18 protein-coding genes are annotated in these 17880 nt (G+C 73.7%); 4 read left to right on the top strand and 14 right to left on the bottom strand.

Annotation, left to right across the window (positions count from 1 at the left end):
* Window positions 1-6: 6 nt before the first annotated feature.
* The 5 genes from IE180_RS05690 to IE180_RS05670 form a co-directional block, all read right to left on the bottom strand.
* Window positions 7-1899: a tetratricopeptide repeat protein gene (locus IE180_RS05690; protein ID WP_190155625.1), complete on the bottom strand. Its 1893-nt coding sequence runs from the start codon at window positions 1897-1899 to the stop codon at window positions 7-9.
* A complete protein-coding gene (locus IE180_RS05685; protein ID WP_190155624.1) occupies window positions 1896-2300 on the bottom strand; it encodes a hypothetical protein in 405 nt (134 codons plus the stop codon). The genes IE180_RS05690 and IE180_RS05685 overlap by 4 nt, the downstream gene beginning before the upstream one ends.
* A 204-nt stretch (window positions 2301-2504) precedes the next feature.
* On the bottom strand, window positions 2505-3173 hold the full coding sequence (locus tag IE180_RS05680) for a DUF5063 domain-containing protein (protein ID WP_190155623.1): 669 nt from the start codon (window positions 3171-3173) through the stop codon (window positions 2505-2507).
* A gap of 44 nt (window positions 3174-3217) precedes the next feature.
* Complete coding sequence (recR, locus tag IE180_RS05675) at window positions 3218-3817, bottom strand: recombination mediator RecR (protein WP_188271073.1); 600 nt, start codon at window positions 3815-3817, stop codon at window positions 3218-3220.
* A gap of 65 nt (window positions 3818-3882) precedes the next feature.
* On the bottom strand, window positions 3883-4218 hold the full coding sequence (locus IE180_RS05670) for a YbaB/EbfC family nucleoid-associated protein (RefSeq protein WP_190155622.1): 336 nt from the start codon (window positions 4216-4218) through the stop codon (window positions 3883-3885).
* A gap of 260 nt (window positions 4219-4478) precedes the next feature.
* Between IE180_RS05670 and IE180_RS05665 the strand changes: the two genes are divergently transcribed.
* Window positions 4479-5183: an SLATT domain-containing protein gene (locus tag IE180_RS05665; RefSeq protein ID WP_229860339.1), complete on the top strand. Its 705-nt coding sequence runs from the start codon at window positions 4479-4481 to the stop codon at window positions 5181-5183.
* Between the two features lie 30 nt (window positions 5184-5213).
* On the opposite strand, the gene IE180_RS05660 is transcribed toward IE180_RS05665, so the two are convergent.
* The 6 genes from IE180_RS05660 to IE180_RS05635 form a co-directional block, all read right to left on the bottom strand.
* On the bottom strand, window positions 5214-5864 hold the full coding sequence (locus tag IE180_RS05660; protein ID WP_190155620.1) for a putative DNA-mimic protein: 651 nt from the start codon (window positions 5862-5864) through the stop codon (window positions 5214-5216).
* A 141-nt stretch (window positions 5865-6005) separates the two neighbouring features.
* A complete protein-coding gene (locus IE180_RS05655) occupies window positions 6006-6716 on the bottom strand; it encodes a GntR family transcriptional regulator (protein WP_190155619.1) in 711 nt (236 codons plus the stop codon).
* A gap of 70 nt (window positions 6717-6786) precedes the next feature.
* Window positions 6787-8148, bottom strand: coding sequence for an aspartate aminotransferase family protein (locus IE180_RS05650; RefSeq protein WP_190155618.1), 1362 nt, complete (start codon window positions 8146-8148; stop codon window positions 6787-6789).
* Between the two features lie 529 nt (window positions 8149-8677).
* Entirely contained in the window at window positions 8678-9088 is a 411-nt protein-coding gene (locus IE180_RS05645) for a hypothetical protein (RefSeq protein WP_190155617.1), read from the bottom strand.
* 380 nt (window positions 9089-9468) lie between these two features.
* Window positions 9469-10119, bottom strand: a complete 651-nt coding sequence (locus IE180_RS05640; RefSeq protein ID WP_190155616.1) for an FMN-dependent NADH-azoreductase — start codon at window positions 10117-10119, stop codon at window positions 9469-9471.
* A gap of 93 nt (window positions 10120-10212) precedes the next feature.
* Window positions 10213-11163, bottom strand: a complete 951-nt coding sequence (locus IE180_RS05635) for an NADP-dependent oxidoreductase (RefSeq protein ID WP_229860309.1) — start codon at window positions 11161-11163, stop codon at window positions 10213-10215.
* A 194-nt stretch (window positions 11164-11357) separates the two neighbouring features.
* Here IE180_RS05635 and IE180_RS05630 point away from each other — a divergent pair, with 194 nt between their 5' ends.
* Entirely contained in the window at window positions 11358-12884 is a 1527-nt protein-coding gene (locus IE180_RS05630) for a substrate-binding domain-containing protein (protein WP_190155615.1), read from the top strand.
* A 227-nt stretch (window positions 12885-13111) separates the two neighbouring features.
* A complete protein-coding gene (locus tag IE180_RS37095) occupies window positions 13112-15007 on the top strand; it encodes a serine/threonine-protein kinase (protein WP_190155614.1) in 1896 nt (631 codons plus the stop codon).
* Here IE180_RS37095 and IE180_RS05620 read toward each other — a convergent pair.
* The 3 genes from IE180_RS05620 to IE180_RS05610 all read right to left on the bottom strand — a co-directional run bounded on the left by IE180_RS05620 (window position 15004) and on the right by IE180_RS05610 (window position 16906).
* Window positions 15004-15339 carry a hypothetical protein gene (locus IE180_RS05620; protein WP_229860308.1) on the bottom strand — a complete coding sequence of 112 codons (336 nt, stop codon included), beginning with the start codon at window positions 15337-15339 and terminating at the stop codon, window positions 15004-15006. The genes IE180_RS37095 and IE180_RS05620 overlap by 4 nt on opposite strands.
* Entirely contained in the window at window positions 15336-15926 is a 591-nt protein-coding gene (locus IE180_RS05615; RefSeq protein WP_229860307.1) for a DUF6232 family protein, read from the bottom strand. Before IE180_RS05615 ends, IE180_RS05620 begins: the two co-directional genes overlap by 4 nt.
* 74 nt (window positions 15927-16000) lie before the next feature.
* On the bottom strand, window positions 16001-16906 hold the full coding sequence (locus IE180_RS05610; RefSeq protein WP_190155613.1) for a LysR family transcriptional regulator: 906 nt from the start codon (window positions 16904-16906) through the stop codon (window positions 16001-16003).
* 101 nt (window positions 16907-17007) lie between these two features.
* Here IE180_RS05610 and IE180_RS05605 point away from each other — a divergent pair, with 101 nt between their 5' ends.
* Window positions 17008-17838: an oxidoreductase gene (locus IE180_RS05605; RefSeq protein ID WP_190155612.1), complete on the top strand. Its 831-nt coding sequence runs from the start codon at window positions 17008-17010 to the stop codon at window positions 17836-17838.
* The last annotated feature ends 42 nt before the right edge of the window (window positions 17839-17880 follow it).

The following is a 17880-nucleotide window of genomic DNA, read 5'->3' as shown; positions in this document are numbered from 1 at the left end:
AGGTGATCATTCGGGCGACACCCCGAGGGCGGCCGCCACGAAGAGCGTGTGCGGATGGTTCGCACCGAAGACACGCTCGCAGACGGGCAGCAGGGCACGGTACTCGGCCCGGGAACGGCGTCTCTTCCCGGCGCCCGCGTACAGACCGGCCAGGTTGATGCGCGCCTGCAGGGTGTCCGGATGTTCCTTGCCGAGCAACAGCCGCAGCTCGGCCACCGCGTGCGCGCACACCGGGACGGCGTCGGGGACGCGGCGCGCGGCCGTGTAGAGGGAGGCGAGCTCGACCGAAGCCATCAGGGTCTCCCGGTCGCTCGCCCCCAGGACGCGGACCATGTCCGCGAGCGCCTCCTCCTGGAGGGCGACCGCCTCGTCGGGCAGTCCGGCCTGCCGGTGGGCGTGTGCGAGGGTCCTCCGCGCCAGAAGCGTGAACCTGTGGTCCGGCCCGAGCGCCCCGGTCAGGGTCCGCAGCAGCTCGGCCGCCCGCTCGACCGCTTCCGGACGCCCGGCCCAGCCGAGGCTGTACACGAGCGCGCCGCGCACGGTGAGGGTGAACGGGGCGTTCGGGCCGAGGAGACGCTCGGTGCCGGCCAGCGCCCGCTCGTACATGCCGATCGCCGACTCGTACAGCCCGTGCAGGTCCAGATAACCGCCCGCCGCCGCCATCGTCCCGAGCAACGACTCGCCGTCCTCCCGCGGGTCGGTGTGCCGCAGATACGCCTCGACGTGGGCCATCAACCCGCGCCACGTCTCCCACGGCACCGGTTGTTCGCTGTGCAGCGGTACGGCACGGCCCAGGGCCGCCTCCGCCGCCAGCCGGGCCTGTTCGATCCGCCCCGGCTCCCGGTGCGGGTCCCCGGGGTCCGGCCGCCGGGCGACCGCCTGCACCAGCCGGTGGACGGAGACCGAACCGTCCTCGTGCAGGGTGACCATGCTGTGCGCGGCCAGCTTCCCGACGGCCTCGCGCGCGTCCGGAGTCGACGGCAGCAGCAGCGCGGGGATCCGGTCCGGGGCGAACCAGGCGAGCAGCCGCAGGATCCCGCCCGCGTACGGGTCGGACGCGGCGAGCCGGTCGAGCGTGACGCGCAGGGTCCGGGCGACGGCCTCCTCCGCGTTCCCGCGCCCGCTGCCGCTCACCAGCTCCGCCAGGTACGCGAGCGGGGGCGTGGCCGTGCGGCCGCAGTACGCGGCAGCGATCTCGACGGCCAGCGGCAGCTGGCCGAGGGCCTCGCAGAGCCGGTCGGCGCCGGTGGTGTCCCGGGGGCCGGTGTGGGTGGCGACCCGGGTGAACAGCTCGACCGCCTCGCCGCCGGACAGCACCGGCAGCGTCAGGACCCGCCCGATCCCGTACCAGGCGTCCGTCGTCCGGCTCGTCAGGACGACCCGCCCCCGGCCGGTCCGGGCGAGCAGGTCCTCCACGTCCTCCGGACCGGTGACGTTGTCCAGGACGAGCAGCCAGCCGTCGTGCGCCGACAGCCACTGCAGGGCCCGCTCGCGCAGCGCCTCCTGCGGGAGGACGTCGATCAGCTCCGGCTGCATCGCGGCGGCGAGGCCCGCGAGACCCGCGTCGACGTCGGCTCGGGTCTCGGCCGTGATCCACCAGACGGGGTTGCGGACCGACGCCTGGCGCAGGGCCCAGCGGGCGACGAGCGAGGACTTGCCGACCCCGCCGAGGCCGCAGACGACGACGGGTTCCTCCGCTCCCTCCAGCACGTCGAGTTCCGTCGTGCGCCCGACGAAGTGGGCCGATCTACGGGGGACGGCGACCAGCCCCGCGGGGCAGCGGACGGGGGCCGAGGCCTCGGGCGGCAGGACGGTGACGCGGTCGCCGGTGTGGACCCACCCGATGTTCCCGCCGGCCGCGACGGACCGCTCGCCGGAGGCCTCGACGCCCCCGCTCACGCGTCGCCCGTCGACACGCTCCCGATGTCCCCGCCGGCGGCGACGGACCGCTCGCCGGAGGCGGTGACGGGGCCGGTGGGGGTGGCGGTGGCGCCGCCGGCCGGCATGGCGGGCGGCGCGGACGGGGCCTGCGCCCCGTCGCCGGTGACCACCGTTCCGATGCTTCCGCCGACCGCGACGGACCGGTTCCCGGTGGCCTCCACCCCGGTGGGGCGTCGCCCGGACTGCGCCCACAGGGAGAGCCCGAGCCCTGCGGCGGCGAGTACGGCTCCGACGACGCTGGCGATCTGGTCGGCCTTGCCGAGGTCGGTGACGGCGACGAGGAGGAGGGCGACGACGCCGGTCACGGCGACACCGACTCCGGTCCAGAGAAGGGGCTTTGAGGGAGTGGTGGCTGCCATGAAGCCATGATGCGGGACTCGTGCGCCCAAGGGCAGCCGCTCTCAGGAGAGTTGTCGGACGAGTTGAGTCATCCAGCCCTCGCCCGGGGCGGTTCGGCCGGCGGGGAGCAGCTCTCGTGTCGGCCGAGGACGCGTCCGCCCTCCCCGTCATGGCCTCATGGCGTCACGACGGGGAGGGCGGCAGGGCGGACGGAGAGCGGTCCGTCACTTCCTCAGAGACCGGATCCGCAGGCCCAGGGGGGTGGCGATCTCCTCCAGCATCACGCGGCCCGCCTCCTCCGCGAGGTCGTCCTCGGTGAGGTCCTCGTCGGTGTCGAGGCCGTCGAGGGCCGCGAGGGGCTGGTCGAGGCGGACGTGGGCGACGAGGGACTGGAGGGCGCGGAGGGTGGCCGAGGCGGTGGGGCCCCAGTTGGAGAAGTACGAGAACTGCCACCACCAGAGGGCTTCGCTGGTGCGGCCCGCGCGGTAGTGGGCGAGCCCGTGGCGGAGGTCGGTGACGATGTCGGCGAGGTTGTCGGAGATCCGGGCCGGCACCGGGGCCTTGCGCGGCTCGTACGGGTCGAAGACCTCGGAGAAGACGTCGACCGGCTCCAGCATCACCGCGAACCGTTCGCGCAGGTCGTCGACGTCCGGCTCGGGGCCCGTGTCCGTCTCGTACCGCTCGTCCGGGACGATGTCCTCGTGCGCGCCGAGCCGGCCGCCCGCCAGGAGGAGCTGGGAGATCTCCAGGAGCAGGAAGGGCACCGCGCTGTCCGGCTCGTCGCCCTTGGCGACCTCGGTCGTCGCGACGATGAAGCTCTCGATCGAGTCGGCGATCTGGACCGCGAAGTCGTCCGGGTCCTGCGTGACGGAGTGCAGTGTGGGATCAGACATCGAGAAGCCTCCCTGAGAACGCGTGGCGCGCGCCGGCCCTGTCGTCATACATCTAGCAGCCGCCGCCCCTCGAAGGCACGGCCGAGGGTCACCTCGTCGGCGTACTCCAGGTCGCCGCCGACCGGGAGGCCGCTGGCGAGCCGGGTCACCCTGAGCCCCATGGGCTTGATCATCCGCGCCAGGTACGTCGCGGTGGCCTCGCCCTCCAGGTTCGGGTCGGTCGCGAGGATCAGCTCGGTGACGGTGCCGTCGGCGAGCCGCGCGAGCAGCTCGCGGATGCGCAGGTCGTCCGGGCCGACCCCTTCGATGGGGCTGATCGCGCCGCCGAGGACGTGGTACCGGCCACGGAACTCTCGCGTCCGCTCGATCGCCACGACGTCCTTGGGCTCCTCGACCACGCAGATGACGGTCAGGTCGCGGCGCGGGTCGCGGCAGATGTTGCACTGCTCCTGCTGCGCCACGTTCCCGCAGACCGCGCAGAACCTGACCTTCTCCTTGACCTCCAGGAGGGCGTGCGCGAGGCGCCGGACGTCCGTGGGCTCCGCCTGGAGGACGTGGAAGGCGATCCGCTGCGCGCTCTTGGGACCGACGCCGGGAAGCCTGCCCAGTTCGTCGATGAGGTCCTGAACCACGCCTTCGTACAACGGAACGCCTCTCTCGGAGTGCTTGATTCTTACGGTAGTGGCTGGAAGCGAGCCTTAGAAGGGGTTCAGAAGCCGAGCCCCGGCATGCCGCCCATGCCCTGCGCGAGCGGGCCGAGCTTGGTCTGCTGGAGCTGCTGCGCGTTGTCGTTGGCGGCCTGCACGGCGGCGACGATCAGGTCGGCCAGCGTCTCGGTGTCCTCGGGGTCGACCGCCTTGGGGTCGATCTGCAGGGCACGGAGCTCGCCGGCGCCGGTGACGGTCGCCTTGACCAGGCCGCCGCCCGCCTGCCCGTCGACCAGGGTCGCCGCGAGCTCCTGCTGGGCGCGGGCGAGATCCTGCTGCATCTTCTGGGCCTGCTGGAGAAGCTGCTGCATGTTGGGCTGGCCACCACCGGGGATCACGGTCACTCCTCAGGTTCGATATGTCGGTATGCCGAGCCTACGTGGTCGCGGACCGCGACGCCGACGCAACTCTTTCGAGTGAGAAACTGCGGGCTCCTCTACCTGATCAACACCCTCTTGCGGGCGGAAATCCCGGGATTCCGGGCCCATCGCCCACCATTCGGCGGTAGGAAGGGCAGGCACCACGTGCACCGCACGTCACAGAAGGACACGAGCACTGAGCTGAACAGAGGAGTCCCCCGGTGAGCCAGCAGCCGGAGATGCAGCCACCGGGACCCCCCGGGGGAGACGTCCACCGCGATCTGACCGGTACGCCCTTCCCCCTGGGCGACTGGGGCGAGCCGGCCGAGCGGCTCGACGAGCTGTACCGCTGGGTCGAGAACAACGCCCTGCGCACCGCCGAGTGGTACCTCTCCGACCGCGTCTGGAAGCGCCGGGCCGCCCGGATCCTGCGGATCGGCACGGCCGCGGGGGTGATCGCGGGCGCCGCGCTCCCGCTGCTCGACCTGACCGGGGTCGCCGAGGGCACCGCGGGCTGGGGCTACCTGTCGCTGCTGCTCGGCGCCGCCTGCATCGCCTGCGACCGGTACTTCGGGCTGACGTCCGGCTGGATAAGGGACGTGGCGACGGCGCAGGCCGTGCAGCGCCGGCTGCAGGCGCTGCAGTTCGACTGGGCCTCGGAGAGCGTGCGGGAGGTGCTCGGGCCGACGGAGGGGACCGCGAGCGAGGCCGCCGAGCGGTGTCTCGGGGTGCTGCGGCGCTTCTCGGAGGACGTGACGGAGCTGGTGCGGGCGGAGACCGCGGACTGGATGGTCGAGTTCCGCTCGGGCCCGGCGCCGCTGGCGCTCCAGTCGGTCGGGGTCGTACCGCCCAGGCCGGAGGTGGCCCCTCCGTCCGGCCGTTTCCCGCTGCCGCCGGTCACCCGGCCGAACATGCCGCGTCAGCGGCCACCGGAGGCCCGCTGAGCGCGGGCCTCCGGTGGGAGCGGACGGCCCTCAGCTCAGGACGATCATCGAGCCCTGGGCGAGGCTCCGGGTCGCCGCCGCGTGGAGCCCCAGCCAGACGTGCCGCTCCCGGGCGAAGGGGTGGCCGTCGTACGGCACGGCCACGGCCGGCTCCTCCAGGGTGGTGGGCCGCTCCGGCGGCCGCGGGGCCGCGGGCGGGTTCGCCGGGTCGATGCCGATCGAGGGCGCCACGAGCTCCAGCTCCCGCAGCAGCCCGTACGAGGAGCCGAGCGGGCCGCCGCCTTCGAGGAGCTCGTCGTTGGCGAGCGGCACGGGGAAGTCCACCGGCACGTACGCGCCCGCGTGGTCGTAGTGCCAGACCAGGTGGGACTGCTGGGCGGTCGCCTCGAACATCTCCAGGAGCTGTTCGTAGTCCCCGCCGAGCTCGTCGACGGGCTCGACCGGCAGTCCGCACATCCGGAGCAGATAGGCGCGGCGCAGGAAGTGCAGGGCCGTGTAGTCGAAGCCGGCGACCGGGGCGACGTCGCCGGAGAGCCCCGGCATGTACGCGTAGACGGGCACGGTCGGCAGGCCCGAGGCGCTCAGCACGGCGTCGTAGGCGGCTATCTCTTCGGCGAAGGGGTTGTCGGGGCTGTGGCACAGCACGTCGACGAGGGGGACCAGCCACAGGTCACAGGCCAAGGGAGGCTCGCTCTCCGTCAGTTGCAGGGACGGCCAGGGTAGTCGGCCGCGCCGACGACGCCCACCCGCCGATGACCTGCCCCCCGATGCCCGGCCTCAACCCGAAGGTCCCCCTCGGGACCGCCCCGGCCGGCCCGCACGTCAGCGCGGGGCCCGGGCCTCCAGGCGGTCGGCCCATTCCAGCGAGTGGGCGTTGTAGGCCCGTACGACCTCGACGGCCGCCTCCGCGTCACCGCGGGTGATCGCGTCGACCAGGTCCACGTGCCCGCTCCACAGCCAGCCGAGGAGGTCCCGCTCGGAGCGCAGGTAGGGCACGGAGAAGACCCAGGCCTGGACGCGGAGCCGGTGCAGGAAGTCGGCGATGTGGTCGTTGGCGGAGACGAGGCGGCCCAGCTCGCGCCAGTAGCGGATGTCGTAGCCGATGAGGACGTCGAGGTCCCCGGCGCGGGCCGCGCGGGCCGCGGCCTCGCCCCGGCGGCGCACGGAGACGAGCGCGACGCCGAGGCCGAGCTCGGGCTCGGGGGCGGGCGGCGGCGGGGTCGTCGAGGGGGCGTGGCGGCGGAAGATGCCGTCGACGACGAGCATCCGGGCCTCGACCATGCCCCGGTAGTCGTCGATCGAGTACTGGTGGACGCGGAAGCCGCGGTGCTGGTCGGAGTCGAGGAGGCCCTGGGCGCAGAGGTCGACGAGCGCTTCGCGGACGGGCGTCGCGGAGACGCCGTACTGCTCGGCGATCTGCTTGACGGTGAATTCCTCACCGGGCTGGAGACGGCCCGCGAGCACTTCGTCACGGAGCGCGTCCGCGATCTGCTGTCGCAAGGTGCTGCGCGTGACAGCTCCGCTCGCGGGCATGTGGTCGGTCCCCTCCGTCCGGTTCCGGACACCCTAGTCCAGACGGAGGGAGCCTCCCCGGGTCCTGCGGTTACGCGGTGTGCTCGTCGGCGACCGCGAGGGCCGCGTCCAGGGCCGCCAGACCCTCCTTGGCCTCGGCCTCGGAGACGTTGCAGGCGGGAACGGCGTGGGTGCGGTTCATGTTGATGAAGGGCCACAGACCGTTCTTCTTCGCCGCCGCGCCGAAGGCGGCCATCGGCGCGTTGGCCTCGCCGGCCGCGTTGTACGGGACGAGCGGCTCGCGGGTCTCCTTGTTCTTGACCAGGTCGAGCGCCCAGAAGACGCCCGTGCCGCGGACCTCGCCCACGGACGGGTGGCGCTCGGCGAGCTCGCGCAGGCCCGGGCCGAGGACGTTCTCGCCGATGTGGGCGGCGTGCTCGACGACCTTCTCGTCCTCCATCACCCGGAGGGTGGCGACGGCGGCGGCGCAGGCCAGCGGGTGACCGGAGTAGGTCAGGCCGCCGGGGTAGGGGCGCTTGTCGAAGGTGGCGGCGATCTCGGCGTTGATGGCGACGCCGCCGAGCGGCACGTAGCCCGAGTTCACGCCCTTGGCGAAGGTCATCAGGTCGGGCACGACGTCGAAGTGCTCGGAGGCGAACCACTTGCCGGTGCGGCCGAAGCCGGCCATGACCTCGTCCAGGATGAAGACGATGCCGTACTTGTCGCAGATCTCGCGGACGCCGGCGAGGTAGCCGGGCGGCGGGGTCATGATGCCGGCGGTGCCGGGCACGGTCTCCAGGATGATCGCGGCGATCGTCGCCGGACCCTCGAAGGCGATCGTGTCCTCCAGGTGCTGGAGGGCCCGCGCGCTCTCCTCCGCCTCGGTGGTGGCGTAGAAGGGCGAGCGGTAGAGGAACGGCGCCCAGAAGTGCACGACGCCCGCGGAGGCGGTGTCGGAGGCCCAGCGGCGCGGGTCGCCGGTCAGGTTGATCGCGGTGGAGGTGGCGCCGTGGTACGAGCGGTAGGCGGAGAGCAGCTTCGTGCGGCCGGTGTGCAGCCGGGCCATGCGGACGGCGTTCTCGACGGCCTCGGCGCCGCCGTTGGTGAAGAAGATCTTGTCCAGGTCGCCCGGGGTGCGCTCGGCGATGAGGCGTGCGGCCTCGGAGCGGACGTCCACGGCGAAGGCGGGCGCGAAGGTCGCGAGCTTCCCGGCCTGCTCCTGGATGGCGGCGACGACCTTGGGGTGCTGGTAGCCGATGTTCGTGTAGACGAGGCCGCTGGTGAAGTCGAGGTAGCGGTTGCCGTCGTAGTCCCAGAAGTACGAACCCTCCGCGCCGGCCACGGCGAGCGGGTCGATCAGGCCCTGGGCGGACCAGGAGTGGAAGACGTGCGCGCGGTCGGCGGCCTTGACGGCCGCGCCGGCCTGGGGGTCGGGTTCGACATGAGGGGTCATGGCGTCGAGGGTAAGGAACCGCAGGTGGGACCGGCCATCACCATCTTGTCCACCGAGACCGTGGCGGACCCGACACGTTGCGGGGTGGGGCGGCGCGGGCGCCTCCGGGACCGTGGCTCGGAGGCGCTCCCGGGCCACGGCTCGGACATCCCCGGGCCACGGCTCGGACGCCCCCGGCCCGGGGCCCGGGCGCTTCCCGGGCCCGCGGCGCAGGATCACGCCGGGCGCGGCGGCGCCGCCCGGGTCACCGGCTGGGGGGACGGTGCATCGGAGCGGAAGGTCGTCGGGGAGCACCCGGAACGCCTTGTGCCGCCCGAGCGGACGCGGGGCACGGGAGTCGCGGCGGTCGAGGGTGAGGATCGCGTCCGTGTCGTGTGCGGCGGCGGGGCCACGTGGTCGAGTTCGGCCAGGCGGCCTCTTGGACGGTCGCGAGGTCCTCGGGGTCGGCGTACACGTTCGTGCGCTTCATGGACGTGTACCGACCGCAGTCCGCGTACCGGATCGAGGGAGGTCCCGGAACGGCCCGGCTTCACCGCGCCCCGGCGGCGTACGGGTCGGCGAACAGTTCCGTCACCGTGCTCCGCAGGAGCAGCGGGTGCACGAAGCGGTCCGCGGCGGTCGGCGGGAAGCGCCACGCCAGGGGCCAGGTCCGGCCGGTGAGGGCCGGGACCGGTACGTAGCCGATGTGCGCCGGGCCCGCGTGGAAACGGGTCACCCCGCGCGGCCAGGTCCTGCGCGCCGTGGTGCCGGGCGGAACGAGGAAGTACACCCCTCGCCGCCCGTTCGCCTCGACGACCACCGGTCCCGGGTCTCCCCCGGTGAGCGCCTCCATCCGGTCGGCCAGTCGGCGCCCTTCGTCGCCGTCCACGCGAACGGCGTCGAATTCCACGCCGGCCTTGCGGAGTTGGAATCCGGAAACTGGAATCCAATCCACCTTCACTTCCCGATCCTCTTCCTTCACGCGACCATGTTCGCGCGTCGGCGCCGGCGTTTTCCACGACTGCGGCGGGCGCGTCGTCTCCCCCCTGACCTGCGCCAACGCGCCTCGTACGCAGGCGAATTCGGCGGGGAGCAGTTGGGACCGGTCGAGATCGGTCGAGTCCGGACGGGAGCACGAACGGGAGCACGAACGGCACGAGCGGAAAACAGGGAAACGGTCGGCCCGCCGACGACGGCAGCGGCAGCGGCAGCGGCAGCGGCAGCGGCGGCAACTGCGGGGAAGTCGCCGTCTGCCCCCAGCGCCGTCCACCTCCGGGATCCCAAGGCCCCGGACGGCCCCACGTCCGCCGTGGAGCCGTCCCCATGGAGCGCCTTCCCCGCCTACGCGGTCGGCTGAACCGCCAGTTCCTTCGCCAGGGACCGCGCCGTCGCGAGGGACTCCGCGCGGGAGGCCTCGTGCAGCGGGACGAGTCCGGCCATCGCCGGGACGAACGGGGCGTGGGTCAGTTCGGGGACGATGAAGCTGACGTCCAGGCCGAAGCCGCCCCCGAGCGCCTGCCGCAGGTAGCTCTCGACGTAGTCGTTGCCGTGCATCGGCGTGCCCTCGCGGTAGGAGCCGCCGCGGCTGGCGACGACGACGGCCCGCTTGCCGGCCAGCGAGGGGTGCGCGGTCACCGAGGTGCGGCCCACGAGGAAGACGTGGTCGATCCACGCCTTCAGCGTCGAGGGGATCGTGTAGTTGTACATCGGGGCGCCGATGAGGATCACGTCCGCCCGCTCGGCCTCCTCGATCAGTTCGGCGCGCAGGGCGAAGGCCGCGCGCTGCTCGGGCGACTGCTCGGCGGGGGCGGTGCCGCCCGCGTAGTAGGCGGCGGCCTCCAGGTGGGGGATCGGTTCCGCCACGAGGTCGCGGTGGATCACCGTCCCCTCGGGGTGCTCCGCCTCCCAGACCTCGCGGAAGGCGGCGGTGACGGCGCGGGAGTGGGAGGCGTCGCCGTTGAAGGACGTGTCGATGTGGAGCAGCGTGGCCATGGGGATCGTCTCCTGGGAGTCACGGGGGCTGGTGAGAGGAATCCTTCTTCCTCAACCAAAGTTGAGGTCCAGCCCCTGTGACCCGGATCACCCTCAGATCATCAGGATCATCCGGCCCGGCCGGTGCCCCGCCTCCGCCCTGCGGTGGGCCTCCGCGACCTCCTCCAGGGGCATGACGTCGGCCACCCGGGTGGTCAGCTCCCGGTCCGCCACCCTCCGCAGGCTCTCCGCGAGCCGGGTCGCGTCCGGCTTGGCCCGTACGGTCTCGACGCGGATGTCCCGCTCGGCGACCGGGACCCGGTCGGGGGCGAGCGCGGCGAACGCGCCGCCGTCCTTGACCACCGGGAGCAGCTCGGCGCCGACGAGCGCCCCGTCGAAGACCGCGTCCACCCCGTCCGGGTCGCCCGCGCGCACCTTCGCGACCACGTCCTCGGGGACGCCGCGCGTGACGACGTGATCCGCGCCGAGGACCCTCAGCTCGGGCTCGTCGCCCTCGTGGGCGACGGCCACCACGCGCAGTCCGGCGGCATGGGCGTACTGGACCGCCAGGCGGCCCACCACCGCGCTCGCACCGGTCACGAGCAGCGTCGCCCCCGCCGGAAGGCCCAGCCGGTCGAGACCCTGCTGGGCGGTGGCCGAGGCCAGCGGGAGGGACGCGGCCACCGTGAAGTCCACGTCGTCGGGGATCGGGGCCAGCCACTCCGGGTCGACCCAGATGATCTCGGCGTACGTGCCGTCGCCCGTCAGCATCTCGAACCACGGCACGAAGCCGGCCACCCGGGCGCCGGGCTCCATCCCGGCCACGGGGTCGAGGAGCTTGCCCGCGAAGTCCGTCCCCAGGACGAACGGGGGCCTGAGGTCGCCGACCGCGTCGGCGTACCGGCCCGCGCGGATCCGCAGGTCCGCCTGGTTCACTCCGGCCGCCTTCAGCCGCACCCGCACCTTGCCCGGCACGGCCCCGGCCTCCGGTTCGGGCCGGCGGGCCATCCTGAGGACCTCGGGTCCTCCGTAGGCGGTCACTTCGACGACACGCATCGAGCGCATGGGGTACTCCTCACACGGAAGGCCCCCTCGTGGCCATTACACCCACGCTCCAGACCCCCGGCAACCCCTGCCCGTCCACCCGGGTGGGCATCCCCGCAGGTCCTCCGCAGGGCTTCCTGAACGAAGGGCGAAGTCCGGATGGCGGCCCGCTACGCCGCCCCCGCCCTCGCACTGGCGTCCGTACCGTGCCGGGCATGGAGTGGATCACCGCAGAGAACGTCATCGCCGTGGGGACGGCCCTCGTCGGTGTCCTGGTCACCCTCGCCGTCGTCTGGATCGACCGCTTCTCGCCGCAGCGCAGGCGGCTCGGCTACCGCGTGCAGCTCAACACCCCGCTCCACCGGGAGGAGAACCGAGACAGCGAGGTCATGACGGTGCGGGAGGGCCAGGTCGTGGGGGTGGTCGCCCCCGCGAACGGCTCCACGCTCGTCCTCCTGCGCATCGAGAACGACCGCGAGCTCGACATCAGCTCCGAGGACTACGGCGCCTCCACCGAACCCCACGGCCTGAAGATCACCTTCGGGGAGCGGACCGTCCAGGGCGTGGTCGCCACCGTCCCGGCGGGCTGGGAGCCCGTCCGGGACGACCTGGAGCGCGCCCCCGGGCTCGGCCGGGACGGCAACGCCGTCCTCGTCCCCAAGGTGGCCCTCGAACGCGGCCAGTACTTCAAGCTGCTCGTCCAGCTCTCCGGCGGCGTCGCCGACCGGGACGTGAAGATCGACGGAAGCCTCCAGGGCGGCACGATCCGGCGCAACCGGAGCACCACGCCCGACGAGAAGCCGGCCAGGTTCAGTCCGACCTCCCGGAACGTCGTCATCGTCCTGACGGCCTGCGTGGTGGCCCTGGCCGCGATCATCGTCCGCGAGCAGACCCCGCCGCCCATCGGCTGCGCCCGGGGCACCCTCACCGTCACCGGCTCGACGGCCTTCGCCCCCGCCCTGCGGGCGGCGGCCCGGCAGTACGAGGAGGACTGCGAGGACTCCACCGTGACCGTGGACGTGCACGGTTCGACCGCCGGGATCCGGGAGCTCGCCCAGGCCGGCCCCGGGAAGGAGGCGGTCATCGCCTTCTCCGACGGGCGCAAGCCCGGCGGCTTCCCCGAACTGCGGGAGAACAGGGTCGCCGTCTCCCTGTTCACCCTCGTCGTGAACGACGGCGTGCCCGTCGACGACCTCACCCTGGACCAGGTGCGCCGCGTCTACCGGGGCGAGATCCGCAACTGGGGCCAGCTCGTCCCCGGCCTCGACCGGCCGGTCCTCCTCGTCAGCCGGGACGCCGACTCCGGCACCCGCCAGGTCTTCCAGCGCCGGATCCTCGACCGCAACGAGCCCGCCAACTCCTCGCAGGACTGCCGGACCTCCGACGACCCCGAGTCGAAGGTCGTCCGCTGCGAACTCGACTCCACCGAACAGGTCCTCGCCACCGTCGCCAAGCTCCCCGGCGCCGTCGGCTACGCCGAACTCCGCGCCACCGAAGGGCGCGAGGGCCTGCACCGGGTGGCCCTCGACGGGCGGCGGCCCCTCGTGGAGGAGCTGGGCGAGTCCGGCTATCCGTACCGGGAGATCGAGTACGCCTACACCCGGGGCCTGCCCCCGGCCGACTCCCTGACCTCCAGCTTCCTCACGTACCTCCGGGCGGGACGCGGCCAGGACGTCATCAGCGCCCACGGGCACCTGCCGTGTGCGACCCCGAAGGGGCTGGTGGTGTGCGGGGAGGGGTGAACGGCGGAGGTGGGAAAGGGGGACGGTGGAGGCGGGGAGGGGTGATCGGCGGAGCGGGGAAAGGGGACGGCGGAGGCGGGGAGGGGTGATCGGCGGAGCCGGGAAAGGGGGACGGCGGAGGTGGGGAGGGGTGAACGGCGGAGCCGGGAAAGGGGGACGGCGGAGGCGGGGAGGGGTGAACGCCTCTCCGGGACGGCCGATCCGCTCGTCTGGCATGCTCTGGCGACGTGGAGTCATTGCACGCGGAAGATCCGGTCGGCGTCGGCCCGTTCCGTCTGATCGGCCGCCTCGGGGTCGGCGGAATGGGCCGGGTGTTCCTGGCGCGCTCGGCCGGCGGGCGGACCGTCGCGGTCAAGGTCGTGCACGCCGAGCTGGCCGCCCAGGACGAGTTCCGGCGCCGCTTCGCCCGCGAGGTCGCCGCCCTGGAACGGGTCGGCGGCACCGGCACCGCGCCCGTCCTCGGCTCGGACACCACCGCCGACTCGCCGTGGGTCGCCATCGGATACGTACCGGGTCCCTCGCTGCGGACCGTCGTCGGCGACGAGTTCGGGCCACTGCCGCCCGCGACCGTACGGGCCCTGGCGTCCGGGCTCGCCCGCGCCCTCGACCACATCCACGCCGCCGGGCTCGTCCACCGCGACCTCAAGCCGTCCAACGTGCTGCTGACCGTCGACGGGCCGCGGATCATCGACTTCGGCATCGCCCGCGCCGTCGACACCGTCGCCGACGGCGGCAACCTGACCACCACCGGAGCGGTCGTCGGCTCCCCCGGCTTCATGTCGCCCGAGCAGGTCCGCGGCGACCGGGTCGGCCCCGCGTCGGACGTCTTCTGCCTCGGGTCCGTGCTCGCGTACGCGGCGACCGGCCGCGCCCCCTTCGGCACGGCGGACAGCGGCGTCCACGCCACCATGTTCCGCATCGCCCACGACGAGCCCGACCTGACGGACCTGCCGCCCGAACTCTCCGGGCTCATCCGGGCCTGCCTCGCCAAGGACCCGGCGGTCCGGCCCACGGCGGCCGAGATCGTCGAGACCCTCCCGGTCGCCGACCCCTGGCTCCCGGCGGACGTCCTGGCGCGGCTCGGCCGGCACGCGGCGCGGCTGCTCGAAGCGGAGGGGACCGCCCCCGTGGGGAGCGCCCCGGCCGCCTCCGGCCCTCCCCCGCCGGCCGGTGGCGCCCCCGCCGGGCCCACCGAGCCCGCCGCGCCCCGGCGCCGGGGGCGCACCGCCCTCCTCGCCGCCGCCACGGCCCTCGTCGTCGCGGCGGCCGCCACCGTCGCGTACGCCTACTGGCCCGGCCGGGGCGACGGCTCCGGCGGCACGGGCGGGACCGCGGCCGGCGGCGGGAAGGGCGGCACCGGCCGTTCCGCCACCGGGATCGTCCCCGCCGCCTTCCTCGGCGCCTGGGAAGGCGTCCTCAAGGGCACGGCGAACGCGCCCTACGAGACCAGCCGGATCGAGATCGCCCAGGGCCCCGCGGGCGCCAGGGCCGCGGTCTACACCCACGTCACCGGCGAACTGCTGTGCATCGGCCGGGCCACCCTGATCTCCGCCACCGACGGCGAACTCGTCCTCGGCGAGGCCGAGATCACCGAGAGCGTGCCCGCCCGGCGCTGCACCCCGGCCGCCCGCCAGACCCTCAGGCTGCGCTCGACCGACGTCGTCGAATGGGGCTCCGGCGTCGCCAGGAGCACCTTCCAGCGGGTCAAGGCCGGTCCGGACGCCGTCCCCGCCGCCTACGTCGGCACCTGGAAGCAGGCGCCGGACACGGTGACCCAGCCCGAACCCGACCGCTGGTCCTACCGGCTCACCATCGCCCAGGGCCCGGTCGGCGCCCCGCTCGCCCGCTTCGAGCAGGCGTACCCGCGCACGGACGACCAGGGGAACCTGCTCGCCGACGACGTCCGCTGCGCCACCACCGCCGTCGTCGGCGGCGCGGGCTCCCTCCTCGTCCTCGGCCCGGAGACCCGCGACCCGGACAGCTGGGACCCGGACTGCGCCGAGAACGGCTCCAGCAACCTCCGCGTCACCCGCCGGCGGGGCGAGGAACGGCTCCAGGTGTACGGGATGACGGCGGACGGGGAACCGGCCGAGTTCGTCCGGGACCAGCCGGACGCCCCCTAGCGGGCGATGAGTTCGAGCGCGGCCCGGACGGAGTCCAGGAGGGGCTGGCCGATGGCGCCGACGGTGGCGGCGACCGCCGCGAGCGCCATCAGCGAGCGTCGTCGGGCCGTCGGCCCGGCGGACGGACCGGCGGCGAGGACGGGCAGCGCGTCGTCGATGGAAGCGCGGTCCTCCTCCGGCACCTCGCCGCGCAGCGCCCGCGCCAGCTCCACGACGGCCCGCAGGGTCTCCTCCGGGGTGGGCCGCGGGGCGTGGTGGTGCACGATGCCCTGGTTGTGGTGTCCGCCGTGCATGTTCACGACGTCGCCGTGGTGGTTGTCCCCGGCCCTCACTTCGCCACCCCCGTGTTGCCGCTGCCGCCGTACATGTTGACGGAGTCCCCGAAGAAGTAGTTGCCGTAGTTGGTGACCGCCAGCGTCTCCACCGAGGCCTTGAATTCCGCGTCCGGCTCGTCGATCGCCTCGGCGATCGAGCGGACGAGCTGGTTCAGGTGTTCGCGCTTCCCGGTCACCAGGGCCGTGGAGCGTCCGTTCGTCTCGACGGCGAGGACGTGGTGGGACCGGGCGAAGACCACGGAGGCCATGTCTCCGAAGTAGTAGACCAGCACCATCCCGACGACGAACAGGACGGTCCCGAGGGAGCCCTCCATGTCGCTGCCGCCCGACGACGGGTTCGAGAGGTACGCCAGGAACAGGAACAGGGCGAGCGTGAACCCACCCCGTTTCAGGAACCGGGCGAACGCATCCCCGCGCCGGGGCCGGAGCACGAAGGTGTAGACGCGGACGATGTTCTCCAGCGGATAGGCGCCCCCGTGCACCCAGAGCAGCCGCTTGCTGATGACCAGCCCGTACCGGGGCGGCGGGCCGGGCGGGACCGGCGGCAGGGCCGGTCTGGGTGGCGGCGTTCCGTTCGTTTCCATGTGTCCCCCCGAGATGGAACCGCTACGACGTGACCCTCATTACGAAGCCGAACCACCAGCAGCACAAGGCGAGTTCAGGCCTCACGCGCGACGACTTCGGACGCCGCGCGGGCGTAGTCGTGGACCAGGGGGCGGGGGTCGGCGGTGCGCCAGGCGAGGGCGAAGCGGCTCGGGCCGACGCCGTGGACGGGGCGGGTGACGACGCCGCCGCGGGTGAGGAGCGAGGCGTTGCCGGCGGCGACCAGGCAGACACCCAGGCCGTCGACCAGCGCCTCGTACGCCTCGTCCGCGCTGGCGATCTCGGCGCCGACGACCGGCGGGCGGCCGCCCCGGGCCTCCACGGCCAGCCAGTGGTCGCGGAGTTCGGGGCCGGTGGCGGGGAGGGCGAGGAAGGGTTCGTCGAGCAGCTCGGCGAAGTCCACGCCGTCCCGGGCGGCCAGCGGATGCGTCTCGGGCAGGGCGACGAGCCGGGGCTCGGTCGCGACGACGACCCGGCGGAAACGGTCCGCCCCGACCAGCGGCAGCCACACGAAGGCCACATCGCTGGTGCCGTCCGCGAGGCCCGCCGTGGGGTCCTCCCAGCCCACCTGGCGCAGCCTGAGCCGGGCCTCCGGGTGCGCCTCGGTGAACCGGGAACGGATCGCGGGCAGCAGCCCGCCGCGGCCGGGGCTGGTGCTCATGCCGACGACCAGGGTGCCGTCGGCGGCCGCCCTCGCCCGCCGTAAGGCCTCCCGGCCCTCCTCCCACGCGGCGAGCACGGCCCGCGCGTGCGGCAGCAGGGCCGTGCCGACGGGGGTGAGGGCCACGCCCTGCCGCCCGCGGTCGAAGAGCGGCGCGCCGAGCTGCCGTTCCAGGGCGCGGATCTGCTTGCTGAGCGCGGGCTGCGAGACGTACAGCCGCTCGGCGGCCCGCGTGAAGTGGAGCTCTTCGGCGACCGCGAGGAAGTAGCGGAGGTCCCGCCCGTGCACATCCATGACCATGGGCTATCACGCCGGATCTTGGACGGACAACGTCCCCCCGTCCCAAGCTTGTCGGGACAGCGAGCCGCCACCCGGCGGCACCCACGAGGGGGAGCACGAACATGAGCAAGGTCTGGCTGATCACCGGCGCGAGCAGCGGCTTCGGGCGCGCCTTCGCCGAGGCCGCGATCGCCGCCGGCGACGTCGTCGTCGCCGCGGCCCGCCGCACCGAGGCCCTGGACGACCTGGTCGCCGCCCACCCCGACCAGGTCGACCCGGTCGCCCTGGACGTCACCGACACGGCGGCGATCGACCGGGTCGTCGCCGGACTCGTCGAGCGCCACGGCCGCGTCGACGTCCTCGTCAACAACGCGGGCCGCACCCACGTCGGGTCCGTCGAGGAGACCACCGACGAGGAGCTCCGCTCGCTCTTCGACGTGCACGTCTTCGGCCCCGCCGCCCTCACCCGCGCCGTCCTGCCCCACATGCGGGCCCGCCGTTCGGGCGCGATCGTGCAGATCAGCAGCATGGGCGGCCAGATGTCGCTGCCCGGTTTCGGCGCCTACAGCGCGACCAAGTTCGCCCTGGAGGGCCTCTCCGAGGCCCTCGCCGCCGAGGTCCGGCCGCTCGGCATCGACGTCCTCGTCGTCGAACCCGGCGCCTTCCGCACCGGCCTCCTGGGAAGCGGCGGCGTCAGCGGGGGCTCCATCGAGGACTACGCCGACACCGTCGGCGCCACCCGCGCCTACGTCGAGACCGGCGGCGGCACCGAGGAGGGCGACCCGGCGAAGGCCGCCGCGGCGGTCCTCGCGGCCCTGAACGCCGACGAGACGCCGCTGCGGCTGGCGCTGGGCTCGGACTCGATCGACGCGATCCACGCCCACCTGGACCAGGTCCGGTCGGACCTCACCACGTGGGAGAAGGTCGGGCGGGACACGAAGGTGGGCGCCTGACGGACACGAGAAGGGCCCGCGCCCCGGCGAACCGGGGTGCGG

Source organism: Streptomyces litmocidini (assembly GCF_014649755.1).
In the GTDB taxonomy this organism is placed as follows: Bacteria; Actinomycetota; Actinomycetes; order Streptomycetales; family Streptomycetaceae; genus Streptomyces; species Streptomyces litmocidini.
The sequence above is the reverse complement of the archived record's forward strand: the minus strand, read 5'-3'. Positions and strand labels throughout refer to the sequence as shown.